The sequence below is a fragment of the Stenotrophomonas sp. G4 genome (assembly GCF_003428825.1).
Classification (GTDB): Bacteria; Pseudomonadota; Gammaproteobacteria; order Xanthomonadales; family Xanthomonadaceae; genus Stenotrophomonas; species Stenotrophomonas indicatrix.
On sequence record NZ_CP031741.1, the window covers coordinates 834,214 to 847,438 of the forward strand.

Sequence of the window (13,225 nt, forward strand, 5' to 3'; positions counted from 1 at the left end):
GCACTTGGTTTGCAGGGGAGGAACACACCTGTCAGGCAGGGCTGGCGCTACAGTGCGTCGAGTTCGGCGCGATATCGCTGCGCGTCGGGTTGCTGCTGCGGATCGTTGCCGTGGTCACGCAGCCAGCTTTCCAGCTCGCGGCGATAGTCCGCGCGGAAATCGGCATTGCCCGGGCTGAAATGCAGCTTGCGTGCTGCCACGTCCACGCGCTCGCGCGCGCTGGCACGGCCCTGGGCGATGCCGTGCGGGGATTCGTTGGTGAGGATGACGAAGTTGCGCGGGAAGCCCGGTGTGTACTTCACCACGAACGGCTGGTCCCGTGCCGGAATCCGGATCGCGTTCTCCAGCGGCCACAGCGAGGCGGTGTTGGTGTGGAACACCACTTCCACATCGCGGCCCTCGGCGGTACGCAGCACCGCTTCGTAGCGCCAGATGTACTGTTCGTTGAGCGTGGAGTTGGTTTCCTCGGCCTTGACGATCACCGCTTCGCCACGCTCGCCCACCGCATTGAGGAAGGTGGCGTTGAGGAAGCTGCCGAGGAAGATGTTGAGCATCGCCAGCGGGAACACCACGATGGCATAGCCCGGAAAGCGCCGCCACCACGAGACCAGCCCGGCCAGCACCATCGCTGCAAAGAACGTCAGCAGCGGATGCTGCGAGATGAACCAGAGCAGAGCGGACAGGGCGGTGATCATGGTCGCGGTCGCGCGGGCGCCATCCCGGCGCCCGCGCAGGTCCTCAGGCCGACCAGGTGTCGCGCAGGGTCACGCTGCGGTTGAACACCGGCCTGGCTGCGGTGTGGTCGCGGCGGTCGGCAACGAAGTAGCCGGTGCGCTCGAACTGGAACGACTGTTCCGGCGCCGCGGTGGCAGCTGCCGGCTCGACATAGCCGATGACGGTGCGGCGTGATTCCGGATTGAGGTAATCGCGGTAGGTCTTGCCTTCCGATTCATCGTCCGGGTTCGGCACCGAGAACAGGCGGTCATACAGGCGGATCTCGGCCGGCACGCCGTGCACCGCGCTGACCCAGTGGATGGTGCCCTTGACCTTGCGGTTGGCGCCTTCCATGCCCGGGCGCGACTCCGGATCCAGCCAGCCGCGCAGTTCGGTGATGGTGCCGTCGGCATCCTTGATCACTTCATCGCAGCGGATGATGCCGGCGCCGCGCAGGCGCACTTCGCCACCGGGAACCAGGCGCTTCCAGCCCTTCGGCGGCACTTCGGCAAAGTCCTCGCGGTCGATCCACACTTCACGTGCGAACGGCACTTCGCGGGTACCGAAGCTCTCGTCCTTCGGGTGGTTGCTGAAGGTCAGCTGCTCTTCGTGGCCGTCGGCCAGGTTGGTCAGCACCAGCTTGACCGGGTCGACCACGGCCATGCGGCGCGGCGCGGCGCTGTCCAGGTCTTCGCGCAGCGCGCCTTCCAGTACGCTGAAATCGATCAGCGAATTCTGCTTGCTGATGCCCACGCGCTCGGCGAACAGGCGCATTGCCGCCGGCGTGTAGCCACGGCGACGCAGGCCCTGCAGGGTCGGCATGCGCGGGTCTTCCCAGCCGTCCACCAGCTGTTCGGTGACCAGCGCCATCAGCTTGCGCTTGCTCATCACCGTGTAGTTGATGTTCAGGCGCGAGAACTCGATCTGGCGCGGCTTGGCCGCTTCGCGCGGCAGGCCGGCGTCGACCAGCGGCTGGGTCAGCGCGTCATCGTGGGCGAAGTCGACGTTGTCCACGCACCAGTCGTACAGCGGGCGGTGGTCTTCGAACTCCAGCGTGCACAGCGAGTGGGTGATGCCTTCGATCGAATCGCCCAGTGCATGGGCGAAGTCATACATCGGGTAGATCGGCCAGGCGTTGCCGGTGTTCTGGTGTTCGACGTGCTTGATGCGGTACAGGGCCGGATCGCGCAGGTTGATGTTGCCGCTGGCCATGTCGATCTTGGCGCGCACGGTGCGCGCGCCATCGGGGAATTCACCGGCGCGCATGCGGCGGAACAGGTCCAGGTTTTCCTCGACGCTGCGGTCGCGCCACGGCGAGGGCCGGCCCGGTTCGGTCAGGGTGCCGCGGTAGGCGCGCACTTCCTCGGCCGACAGGTCACAGACGTAGGCCTTGCCGTCGGCGATCAGCTTCTCGGCGGCCAGGTAGTAGGCGTCGAAGTAATCCGACGCATGGCGCAGCTCGTTCCACTCAAAGCCCAGCCAGCGCACGTCGTCCTGGATCGCGGCCACGTACTCCGGGTCTTCCTTGGCCGGGTTGGTGTCGTCGAAACGCAGGTTGCAGACGCCGCCGAACTCGCCGGCGACGCCGAAGTTCAGGCAGATCGACTTGGCGTGACCGATGTGCAGGTAGCCGTTCGGCTCGGGCGGGAAGCGGGTCTTGATCGCCTGGTGCTTACCGCTGGCCAGGTCCTCGCGCACGATCTGGCGGATGAAATCGCGCTTCTCGTGGCTGTCGGCGGGGGTCTCGGGGCTGGCGGGGGTGTGCTCTGACATGAGTCGGCGAAAGAAAGGCAGAAAGATTGCCAGTCTAACGCTTACCGGGAAGGGCTGCCCGGGGGCCGCTACGCTGGCCGGGCATGGCCCGGCGCTACCATCCCGCACCGGTAGCGCCGGGCCATGCCCGGCGAGCGCAGCGGCACCATTCAGCCCCCGGGCGTATGCTGGAATCCTGTCCCACGGAGCTGCCGCATGCACATCGTGTACAAGGCCGACAATCTGTTCGACGCCCACCTGGTCAAGCACGCGCTGGAAGACGCTGGCATCCCGGCGTTCGTGTTCGGCGAGTCGCTGCTGGGAGGCATGGGTGAGCTGCCGCTGTTCGGCGTGCTGCGGGTCGGTATTCCCGACGCCGCGCGGCCACAGGCCGAAGACATCGTGGCGGCGCTGGACTTGGGCCACGCCACAGACGCCCCCATTTCAGATGCCGACGACATTGCCGGGCTTCCGGCGTAGGAGCGCATCATGTTGGGAATCGGACAGGGCATCCTCGGCATCGGGGCCTTCAAGCAGCGCCTGCCGCGCCCGGAAGAGGCTTTGCCGGGCCGCGACCAGCCACTGCCGCTGCACAGCAACCAGCACTTCGTGAACAGCCATCCGCTGAAGGACCGTTTCGCCGGCCTGCAGCAGATCCGCTTCGCGCTGGGCTGCTTCTGGGGGGCCGAGCGCAAATTCTGGAACGAGCCGGGCGTGTACAGCACCTCGGTGGGCTATGCCGGTGGGATCACCCCGAACCCCACCTATGAAGAGGTCTGCTCGGGCCTGACCGGCCACACCGAGGTGGTGCAGGTGGTGTTCGACCCGGCGGTTGTCAGCCTGGAGCGGCTGCTGCAGCTGTTCTGGGAAAGCCACGACCCGACCCAGGGCATGCGCCAGGGCAACGACACCGGCACCCAGTACCGTTCGGCGATCCACGCCACCGACGAGGCCCAGTACGCGGCGGCCCTGGCCAGCCGCGAGGCCTATCAGGCGCAGCTGGACGCGGCAGGCTATGGCCCGATCACCACCGAGATCGTGTATCCGGCACCGACGTACTACTACGCCGAGGACTATCACCAGCAATACCTGGCCAAGAACCCGAACGGTTACTGCGGCATTGGCGGTACCGGCGTGAGCTGCCCGATCGGGTTGGATGTGGAGGTGCCGCGCTGACGCGCGGTGGTCCGCCTGCGGCGGGCAACGTCAAAGGCTGAAATCCAAAGCCAGAGCCAAAGCGGCTCTGGGTTTCTGTGGGTTGGGCGGGGCGGTGCGGGTTGGCAGGACACGCCGTGCCCCCCCCTCCGGGGTCCGGCCCAGCCGCTGGCGGCTGTGCGTTCGGGCGCTTGCGAAGCAGTGCTTCGCAAGCAAAGCGCCCTCACCCCTGGGGCCCGATGGCGCCTTGCTCGTGTGCGCTGTCCTGCGCACACGGCAAGACCGGGGTTGGGCGTCCTGCCCAACCCGCCCGAGGCATGCCTCGGGCCCATGGCGCCAACGGTCCTGCCAACCCACACCGCCCCGCCCCGACCGTTTCCCGGTGACGGTGGGCAGGAGCATGGGTTACTGACGAACTGATGGAAAACAAAAAGGACGCGGCTTTCGCCGCGTCCTTTTTGTTTGTTTGCTTGTGAGCAAGCGCAGCGCGCGACCCGCTTCTGCTCTTCTTTTCTTTCTTCCGTGGCGGGCGGCCGCAGGAAACTGTCGAAGGCAGGGTGGGTAGGCCGTGCAGGGGCGTGAGCCGCATGGATGCGGCGACCGAGCTTACATGGACGTACTTGCAGCGTCCCCTGCACGGCCTACCCACCCTGCCAAACGCATGACCCGCTCTTCGCGACCAAGCCCCCGCCACGAGGGGCTCAGCCGTTGGCAGGAACCCTTACAGCGCCTCGCGGATCCGCTGACGCAGCGCTTCCAGATCCTTGGCAAACGCATCGATACCGGTCGCCAGCTTCTCGGTCGCCATCGGATCGGCGGCCAGGTCGGCTGCGAACTTCGCCGCGTCGATCGGCGTCACCTGCACCGCTTCAGCGGCACCGGCAACCAGCTTGCGCGGCAGCGCGCCGTGGTCGGCGTCGAGCTTCTCCAGCAGGTCCGGCGAAATGGTCAGGCGGTCGCAGCCGGCCAGCGCTTCGATCTGCGCGGTCGAACGGAACGAGGCGCCCATCACCACGGTCGGCGAACCGCGGCGCTTGAATTCGGCATACACCCCACGCACGAACACCACACCCGGGTCCTCGTCGATGTTTGCCGGGTCTGGCCGTTGGCCACGTACCAGTCCAGGATGCGGCCGACGAACGGCGAGATCAGGAACGCACCGGCTTCGCTGCAGGCCAGCGCCTGGGTGGGGTTGAAGATCAGGGTCAGGTTGCAGTCGATGCCTTCGGCCTGCAGCACGCGCGCGGCTTCCACGCCTTCCCAGGTCGCAGCGATCTTGATCAGGATCTTCTCGCGCGGCACGCCGGCATCGGCGTACATCTGGATGAACTGACGGGCCTTGGCCACGGTCGCGGCGGTGTCGTGGGCCTGGTCGGCATCCACTTCGGTGGAGACGCGGCCCGGTACCAGCGTGCTCAGCAGCGCACCGACGCCGATGGTCAGGCGGTCGGCCACGGCGTGCACCACGGCCTCGCGGTCGCCGCCCTGCTGGCGGCCCCAGGCCAGTTCGCGTTCGATCAGTTCCGCATAGACCGGCAGGTCCAGCGCCTTCTTCACCAGGGTCGGATTGGTGGTGCAGTCCACCGGCTGCAGGCGCTTGATCGCCTCGTAGTCACCGGTATCGGCAACGACCACGGACAGTTCGCGCAGCTGGGACAGTTTGGACGGGGTACTCATTACGGCTCCTGGTGCGGGGATTGCAGGGAAACTGATCGCGCGCGGTTCGCAGCGCAGGTCAGGGACGGTCGTTGTGGACCGCGCTCACGCGCAGCCGCAGCTTGCGGCCGCCCGGGGCGGTCCAGTCGATGCTCTGGCCAACGGCCAGGCCCAGCAGGGCACTGCCGACGGGCGCCAGCACGGACACCTTGCCTTCATCGACATTGGCTTCGCGGGGGAAGACCAGGGTCAGGACATGCTTCTCGCCCGACACTTCATCTTCGCACTCCACGCGCGAATGCATCATGACGATGCCTTCGGGAATCTGGTCTGGCGGCAACACGGTTGCGCGGTTGAGCTCGTCGGCAAGCGTACGCGCGGCCGGCGTCTGGCTGTGCGCCGGGGATTCGAGCATGGCGTCCAGGCGATCCATGTCGAGGGTGGAAACAGTGATCGACGGCGGAAGGCCGCTGGCGGTGTTCATGGTGACGCTCCTTGGTTGAAAGCCATGCAAAAGGCGGCACCTGCTGGCGCCGCCTGACTGTATTGTGGGGACAAATGCGGCCGGAATCGACTCCCGCCGGATGCGATGCCCGGCTGCGGTGTCTCAGCCGTTCAGCACCGGCGTGGGCGGGGTGGCAGCATCGCCGCTTGGCGGGGCCAGCGCCTCCAGCGTGAACAGCGCATCGGGCAGGCGCTTGAACTGCTCGGCCAGCTCCATCAGGAACTCGTTCATTGCCGAGCTGCGGCGCCAGATCATGGCGATGCGACGGCTGGGACGGCCCTCGCCGACGAAGTCGAGCAGGCGGATGTTGTTCGAGCGCGGCACCGGCGGCTGTACCGACAGGCTGGGCAGCAGGGTGATGCCCACGTCGGCGGCGACCATCTGTCGCAGCGTTTCCAGGCTGGTAGCGCGGAATTCCGACTTTTCATTGGCGCCGAACAGACGGCAGACTTCCAGCGCCTGGTCACGCAGGCAGTGGCCGTCTTCCAGCAGCAGCAGCTTCTGCGTGGCCAGTTCCTGTACGTCCAGATGCTCGCGCGTGGCCAGCGGGTGGCGGCCGGATACGGCCAGCAGGAACGGTTCCTCGAACAGGAATTCGGCGTGCAGCTGGTCGTCGATCACCGGCAGCGCCAACAGTGCGGCGTCGAGCCTGCCTTCGCGCAGGCGCTCCAGCAGCACATCGCTCTTTTCCTCCACCAGCAGCAGTTCCAGCTCGGGGAAGCGCGTGCGGATGCGCGGAATCACGTGCGGCAACAGGTAGGGGCCCAGGGTGGGGAAGATCCCCAGGCGCACCGTGCCCGCTTCGGGATCGCGGCTGCGTCGCGCCGCTTCCTTCAGCTGCTCCACTTCGGCCACGATCACCCGTGCCCGCGCGGCCGCTTCGTGGCCGGCGGGGGTCAACATCACCTTGCGCGGTGCGCGTTCCACCAGCGGCAGGCCCAGTTCCTCTTCCAGCTTGCGGATCTGGGTCGACAACGTGGGCTGGCTGACGAAGCAGGAGGCGGCGGCCCGGCCGAAGTGTTTGTGATCGGCCAGGGCCACCAGGTATTTCAGGTCACGCAGGTTCATCCTCAGACCTCTCGGGGTACTGCACCGGCAGGGCGTGCCCTGCCGGCTGATGGTGCTCCCGATGGCCTGGGAACATTGGATCAGGCTGCTTCGGCCACCGCGCCGCTGCTCTTGGGAACCGAGGAGCGGATCAAGTGATCGAAAGCGCTCAGTGCGGCGGTCGAACCGGCGCCCATCGCAATGATGATCTGCTTGTAGGGTACCGTCGTGCAATCGCCCGCGGCGAACACGCCCGGCAGATTGGTCTGCCCGCGGTCATCGATGACGACCTCGCCACGCGGTGAAAGGGCCACGGTGTCCTTCAACCATTCGGTGTTCGGCAGCAGGCCGATCTGCACGAAGATGCCTTCCAGTTCGACGCGATGGGAGTCGCCGCCGACACGGTCCTTGTAGACCAGGCCGGTGACGCGGCTGCCGTCGCCCAGCACTTCGGTGGTCTGCGCGCTGGTCAGCACGGTGACATTGGCCAGGCTGCGCAGCTTCTTCTGCAGTACTTCGTCGGCACGCAGGCTGGAATCGAACTCCAGCAGGGTCACATGCGACACGATGCCGGCCAGATCGATGGCCGCTTCAACGCCGGAATTGCCGCCGCCGATCACCGCCACGCGCTTGCCCTTGAACAGCGGGCCGTCGCAGTGCGGGCAGTACGCCACGCCCTTGTTGCGGTACTGGTCTTCGCCGGGCACGTTCATCTGCCGCCAGCGCGCGCCGGTGGACAGGATCACCGAGCGCGACTTCAACACCGCGCCGTTTTCCAGTTGCACCTGCACCAGGCCGTCTTCGCCGGCGGGCACCAGCGCACTGGCGCGCTGCAGGTCCATGATGTCGACTTCGTACTCGCGCACATGCTGTTCCAGCGCCGTGGCCAGCTTCGGGCCCTCGGTCTCCTTCACCGAAATGAAGTTCTCGATCGCCATGGTGTCCAGCACCTGGCCACCAAAACGCTCGGCGGCGATGCCGGTACGGATGCCCTTGCGCGCGGCATAGATCGCCGCAGCGGCGCCGGCCGGGCCGCCACCGACCACCAGCACGTCGAAGGCGTCCTTGGCGGCGATCTTCTCGGCATCGCGCTTGCTGGCGTTGGTGTCCAGCTTGGCCACGATCTGCTCCAGGGTCATGCGGCCCTGGTCGAACACCGCGCCGTTGAGGTAGACGGTCGGCACCGACATGATCTCGCGCTGCTCGACTTCCTCCTGGAACAGCGCGCCGTCGATGGCCACGTGCTGGATGCGCGGGTTGAGCACCGCGGCCAGGTTCAGTGCCTGCACCACGTCCGGGCAGTTCTGGCAGGACAGCGAGAAATAGGTTTCAAACCGGTAGTCGCCTTCCAGGTTCTGCACCTGCTCGATCAGCTCGGCAGTAGCCTTGGACGGATGCCCGCCGACCTGCAGCAGGGCCAGCACCAGCGAAGTGAACTCGTGGCCCATCGGCAGGCCGGCGAAGGTCAGGTGGATGTCCTGGCCCGGCGTGCCAAGGTCGAAGGACGGCACGCGGCCCTGGCCGTCGCGCAGCACCTGCAGCGAGATCTTGTCCGACAGGCTTTCCAGGGTCTGCAGCAGTTCCAGCATCTCCTGCGACTTGGCACCGTCGTCGGCATGCGCGGTGATCTGGATCGGGCGGGTCACGCGCTCCAGATAGGTCTTCAGCTGCGACTGCAGGTTGGCGTCCAACATGGTCTTCTCCTGGCTTCAGGCAAAACGGGGGCGTGGCACCGCTGTAGAAGGTAGCGGACCAGCGAGGGGGTAGGGGTGAACCCAAGAGGGCAGCGCGGACCTGTGGAAGGGGCGATGCGGGCGCGGCCGTCTTGGGTTCACCCCCACGCCGGCGATGTGGCCGGCACGGGGATGGGCGCGCCGCAGCGTGGGGCTGCGGCAGGCCGGTGCTGCTTCAGATCTTGCCGACCAGGTCCAGCGACGGGGTCAGGGTCTTCTCGCCTTCCTTCCACTTGGCCGGGCAGACCTGGTTCGGGTTGGCGGCGGTGAACTGGGCAGCCTTCAGCTTGCGCAGGGTCTCGGAGACGTCACGGGCGATCTCGTTGGAGTGGATCTCCAGGGTCTTGATCACGCCTTCCGGGTTGATGATGAAGGTGCCGCGCAGGGCCAGGCCTTCTTCTTCAATGTGCACGCCGAAAGCGCGGGTCAGCTGGTGGGTCGGGTCGCCGACCAGCGGGAACTGGGCCTTGCCCACGGCCGGCGAGGTTTCGTGCCAGACCTTGTGCGAGAAGTGGGTGTCGGTGGTGACGATGTAGACCTCGGCGCCGGCCTTCTTGAACTCGGCGTAATGGTCAGCGGCGTCTTCGATCTCGGTCGGGCAGTTGAAGGTGAAGGCTGCCGGCATGAAGATCAGGACCGACCACTGGCCCTTCAGGGTGCTGTCGGAGACCTTGATAAACTCGCCATTCAGGTAAGCGTTGGCTTCGAACGGCTGGATCTGGGTGTTGATCAGGGACATCGTTTTTCCTCTGGGTGAAGGGGAGTGGGTGAATCGACAGGACCTAGGTTACTGGTTCCATTTCGATAAGGACAATGCATTGATTGCATCTATTTGATAGATGGAGTCTATTGAAGTGCGCTGAGCCGGCAATGAATCAGGCCACCTGCATCCTGCAACCCGCTGTATGACAAGGGAAGTCATCAGCGGCTGCGGAAACCGGTCGATAGGTCTCTCATATCCCACCGCGGCGAATCCCGCCCCAGCGAACCTGAACGGTATCCAGACTCTACAATTGCGGGCCCACCGCCCGCGCCAGTGCCTGCCATGCCCGCCGATTCCAAACCGTCCCTGCGCCAGGTCGTGGCCGACGCCAGCGGCCGCCTGGGGGGCGTAGAGGCCCGTCATGAAGCGGAGCTGCTGCTGCTGCATGTGCTGCAGCGACCGCGCAGCTGGTTGTTCGCGCACGCCACCGATCCACTGCCCGCCGCCGAGCAGGCCGCGTTCGAGGCCCTGCTGGGTCGTCGCCTCGCGGGCGAGCCGGTGGCCTACCTGACCGGCCGTCGTGGTTTCTGGACCCTCGATCTGGAAGTCGACCCCGCCACCCTGATTCCGCGCCCGGAAACCGAACTGCTGGTGGAACTGGCGCTGGAGCGCCTGCCGCCGGACCGTGCACTGCGGTTGGCCGATCTTGGCACCGGCAGCGGCGCGATTGCATTGGCCCTGGCCAGCGAACGACCGCAGGCGCAGGTGCTGGCCACCGACGCCAGTTCCGCTGCGCTGGCGGTGGCGGCCCGCAACGCCGCGCGCCACGAGCTGGGCAACGTGCGTTTTGCCGAAGGTGGTCACGACTGGTACGCGCCGCTGCACGGTGAACGCTTCGACCTGATCGCCAGCAATCCTCCCTATATCGCCAGCAACGACCCGCACCTGCAACAGGGCGACCTGCGCTTCGAGCCGGCCACGGCACTGGCCTCGGGCGTCGATGGGCTGGACGACATCCGTCGCATCATCGTCGGCGGCGGCGACCACCTGCAGCCCGGCGGCTGGCTGCTGATCGAGCACGGCTGGGACCAGGGCGATGCCATCGGCGCGCTGTTCGAGCAGGCCGGCTACATCGACGTGCAGACCGTGCAGGACCTGGAGCAGCGCGACCGGGTCACCCTGGGCCGGCGACCGGCCTAGAATGGGGGTTCTCCTGCCAAGGGCAGGGCACCACCACGGAGCTGCAAGCATGCGTACGCTGTACCCCGCCATCACCCCTTACGACGTCGGCACCCTGAAGGTCGACGACCGCCACACGCTGTACTTCGAACAGTGCGGCAACCCGGACGGCAAGCCGGTGGTGATGCTGCATGGTGGGCCCGGCGGCGGCTGCAGCGACAAGATGCGCCAGTTCCACGACCCGGCCAAGTACCGCATCATCCTGTTCGACCAGCGCGGTGCCGGTCGTTCCACCCCGCACGCCGATCTGGTGGACAACACCACCTGGGACCTGGTGGCCGACATCGAGAAGCTGCGCGAGCACCTCAAGGTCGATCGCTGGCAGGTGTTCGGTGGCAGCTGGGGCTCGACCCTGGCGTTGGCCTATGCGCAGACCCATCCGCAGCGCGTGACCGAACTGGTGCTGCGCGGCATCTTCATGCTGCGCCGCTGGGAGCTGGAATGGTTCTACCAGGAAGGCGCCAACCGCCTGTTCCCGGATGCGTGGGAGCACTACCTCAAGCCGATTCCGGCGGTGGAACGCCACGACCTGATTTCCGCCTTCCATCGCCGCCTGACCAGCGAAGACGAAGCAACGCGCCTGGACGCGGCCAAGGCCTGGGCGGTGTGGGAGGGCGCGACCAGCTTCCTGCACGTGGACGACGACTTCATCAACAGCCATGAAGACCCGCACTTCGCGCTGGCGTTCGCCCGCATCGAGAACCACTACTTCGTCAACGGTGGTTTCTTCGAAGTGGAAGACCAGCTGCTGCGCGACGCGCACCGCATCGCCGACATCCCGGGCGTGATCGTGCACGGCCGCTACGACGTGGTCTGCCCGCTGGCCAATGCCTGGGACCTGACCAAGGTGTGGCCGAAGGCGAAGCTGGAGATCACCCCGGCCTCGGGGCACTCCGCGTTCGAAGCAGAGAACGTCGACGCGCTGGTGCGTGCGACCGATAGCTTCGCCTGATCGTGGGGTAGTGCCGGCCGCTGGCCGGCAACGCCTTGCCGGTAGCGCCGGGCCATGCCTGGCGGCGATTCTCCCCTTGTTCAAGGCTGTCGCAATTGGCCTTGAACCGGGGCGAGGCGGGCTGGCACCGTGGACGTCTGTGCAATTTTCGGCGACCCCACCATGTACACCCGCCTGCTGTTGACCACGGGAAAGGCCTCTCCAACCGATGCATACGTTGGCGGCGGTGCGTTTCTTCCAGAGAACATACCCTGGCCAACGAGTGTTGAAGGTCGTGCGTTCTTTCACCTGATGGCACTCCCTGCACATTGGTTCTATCCGCAGGGCGTTGCTGAGGATTTCTGGTTCTCAGTCTTCATCCCCACCGATACCCAGGATCATTCCCACTTCCGTCGGCTGCGCGCGGTGCAGGGAACCAGCGAAGCAGTTGTGCTCGCATACAGGCGTGGCGCCGCATCCAGAAGTCGATGCATGAGCGATTCACTGGAACGCGGCCGGATCGAGCGTGTCGAGTGTTTGGAGCCTGACGACGACGAAAACCTGGATTCCAAGCTGGATGGAATCGACGCATGGCTGCAGTTGCCCATGACGTGGAATGGGGGCCGTCGCCGCTTGATGCTCTATGGGGCGGACATCGACGAAATTCTGCCTTCGCATAAGGGCATCCTGTCGGATGGCATGGCGTATCTTTTCATTCCCGATCAGCCCGATTTTGGTCTCGGAGGGCGCGCGGGGGCGTTCTTCCTCCAATTGGGCTGAATCAGATTTCGCCACGTTGCGCGCTAGCTCTGCACCAAAGACCTCATCCACGCATGGCGTGGATCTACCAATCCCCGGCCAACAACGCTTCGGCCATCACCTGCAGTTTCGGTGAGTGCTGGCGCGAGGGCGGGTAGATCAACGACAGCGCGCGGCTGCGGCCTTCAAACGGCTGCAGCACGCGCTGTAGACGGCCATCGGCCAGCGCGTCGGCCACCGCGAAATCCATCACCTGCACGATGCCGATGCCCGCAATCGCTGCCTCCACCAACGGGTCGCCGCAGTCGAACACCATCCGCGTCGGCGGCGTGACCTCGCGCAGCTGCCCGTCCTGCAGGAACTGCCAGTCCACCAGCCGGCCGCTGCGCAGGTTGCGCACCGCCAGGCAGGCATGGTTCTGCAATGCCGCCACATCAGCCGGCTCACCCTGCGCGGCCAGGTAGGCCGGGCTGGCCACGGTCACCCAGCGCAGTGGCTTCAACGGGCGAGCCACCATGCGCTGGTCGGCGATGGTGCCGGTGCGCAGGGCGGCGTCGAAGCCTTCCTCCACCAGATCCACCAGACGGTCGCTGAGCACCGCCTCGACCTGAAGCTGCGGATGCTGCTGCAGCAACGGTCCCAGCAACGGCACCAGCACCTTGCGCCCGAACATCGACGGAGCGCTGATCTTCAACGTACCCGATGGCGTACAGGGGCGGTCGGCCAGCAGCCGCTCGGCGTCTTCCATCCCGCACAGCAACGGTCCCACCTGCTCGACGAACTGCTGGCCATCCGGGGTCAGCGCGACGTTGCGGGTGTTCCGCTGTAGCAACTTCACCCCCAGCGAGGCTTCCAGCCGGCCGATCGCGCGTGACAGCCCGGACTGGCTCAAGCCGAGCTGGCCGGCGGCGACGGTGAAGCTGCGTGCCTCAGCCACCTGCACCAGCATGCGCACCGCATTGAGGTCCATCGAGGATCCATTCATGCGGAAAATCATGACAGAAATCTCGCTGAGGGGGTTTATTGATTCA

General features: G+C 66.1%; 12 protein-coding genes and 1 pseudogene. 5 read left to right on the top strand and 8 right to left on the bottom strand.

From position 1 onward, the window contains the following. Window positions 1-47 precede the first annotated feature (47 nt). Both D0Y85_RS03690 and D0Y85_RS03695 read right to left on the bottom strand, forming a co-directional pair. Window positions 48-695, bottom strand: a complete 648-nt coding sequence (locus D0Y85_RS03690; protein WP_117309588.1) for a hypothetical protein — start codon at window positions 693-695, stop codon at window positions 48-50. 43 nt (window positions 696-738) lie between these two features. After that, window positions 739-2,487 (bottom strand): glutamine--tRNA ligase/YqeY domain fusion protein, encoded by a 1,749-nt coding sequence (locus D0Y85_RS03695; RefSeq protein ID WP_117309589.1) that lies wholly within the window; start codon window positions 2,485-2,487, stop codon window positions 739-741. 195 nt (window positions 2,488-2,682) lie between these two features. On the opposite strand from D0Y85_RS03695, the gene D0Y85_RS03700 reads away from it, so the two are divergent. Together D0Y85_RS03700 and msrA are read left to right on the top strand one after the other, a co-directional pair. Next, entirely contained in the window at window positions 2,683-2,946 is a 264-nt protein-coding gene (locus D0Y85_RS03700) for a DUF2007 domain-containing protein (RefSeq protein WP_117309590.1), read from the top strand. Window positions 2,947-2,976: 30 nt separating this feature from the next. Beyond that, the gene (gene msrA / locus D0Y85_RS03705; protein WP_117311840.1) at window positions 2,977-3,642 is read left to right on the top strand and encodes a peptide-methionine (S)-S-oxide reductase MsrA; all 666 of its coding nucleotides are present in this window, start codon (window positions 2,977-2,979) and stop codon (window positions 3,640-3,642) included. Window positions 3,643-4,342: 700 nt separating this feature from the next. Here msrA and D0Y85_RS03710 read toward each other — a convergent pair. The 5 genes and pseudogenes from D0Y85_RS03710 to ahpC all read right to left on the bottom strand — a co-directional run bounded on the left by D0Y85_RS03710 (window position 4,343) and on the right by ahpC (window position 9,301). Next, window positions 4,343-5,298, bottom strand: a pseudogene (locus D0Y85_RS03710) (transaldolase). A gap of 58 nt (window positions 5,299-5,356) precedes the next feature. Continuing rightward, the gene (gene rnk / locus D0Y85_RS03715) at window positions 5,357-5,761 is read right to left on the bottom strand and encodes a nucleoside diphosphate kinase regulator (protein ID WP_025877946.1); all 405 of its coding nucleotides are present in this window, start codon (window positions 5,759-5,761) and stop codon (window positions 5,357-5,359) included. 123 nt (window positions 5,762-5,884) lie between these two features. Further along, window positions 5,885-6,850, bottom strand: a complete 966-nt coding sequence (locus D0Y85_RS03720; RefSeq protein WP_025877947.1) for a LysR substrate-binding domain-containing protein — start codon at window positions 6,848-6,850, stop codon at window positions 5,885-5,887. Window positions 6,851-6,930: 80 nt separating this feature from the next. After that, complete coding sequence (gene ahpF / locus D0Y85_RS03725; protein WP_080149974.1) at window positions 6,931-8,523, bottom strand: alkyl hydroperoxide reductase subunit F; 1,593 nt, start codon at window positions 8,521-8,523, stop codon at window positions 6,931-6,933. A gap of 214 nt (window positions 8,524-8,737) precedes the next feature. After that, window positions 8,738-9,301: an alkyl hydroperoxide reductase subunit C gene (gene ahpC, locus D0Y85_RS03730; RefSeq protein ID WP_025877950.1), complete on the bottom strand. Its 564-nt coding sequence runs from the start codon at window positions 9,299-9,301 to the stop codon at window positions 8,738-8,740. A 306-nt stretch (window positions 9,302-9,607) separates the two neighbouring features. Between ahpC and prmC the strand changes: the two genes are divergently transcribed. The 3 genes from prmC to D0Y85_RS03745 all read left to right on the top strand — a co-directional run bounded on the left by prmC (window position 9,608) and on the right by D0Y85_RS03745 (window position 12,215). Then, entirely contained in the window at window positions 9,608-10,465 is an 858-nt protein-coding gene (gene prmC, locus D0Y85_RS03735) for a peptide chain release factor N(5)-glutamine methyltransferase (protein WP_117309591.1), read from the top strand. Between the two features lie 49 nt (window positions 10,466-10,514). Then, window positions 10,515-11,456 carry a prolyl aminopeptidase gene (gene pip / locus D0Y85_RS03740; RefSeq protein ID WP_032977488.1) on the top strand — a complete coding sequence of 314 codons (942 nt, stop codon included), beginning with the start codon at window positions 10,515-10,517 and terminating at the stop codon, window positions 11,454-11,456. Between the two features lie 162 nt (window positions 11,457-11,618). Further along, a complete protein-coding gene (locus tag D0Y85_RS03745; protein WP_162887611.1) occupies window positions 11,619-12,215 on the top strand; it encodes a hypothetical protein in 597 nt (198 codons plus the stop codon). A 64-nt stretch (window positions 12,216-12,279) separates the two neighbouring features. On the opposite strand, the gene D0Y85_RS03750 is transcribed toward D0Y85_RS03745, so the two are convergent. Next, window positions 12,280-13,164, bottom strand: coding sequence for a LysR family transcriptional regulator (locus D0Y85_RS03750; RefSeq protein ID WP_117309593.1), 885 nt, complete (start codon window positions 13,162-13,164; stop codon window positions 12,280-12,282). Window positions 13,165-13,225 lie beyond the last annotated feature (61 nt).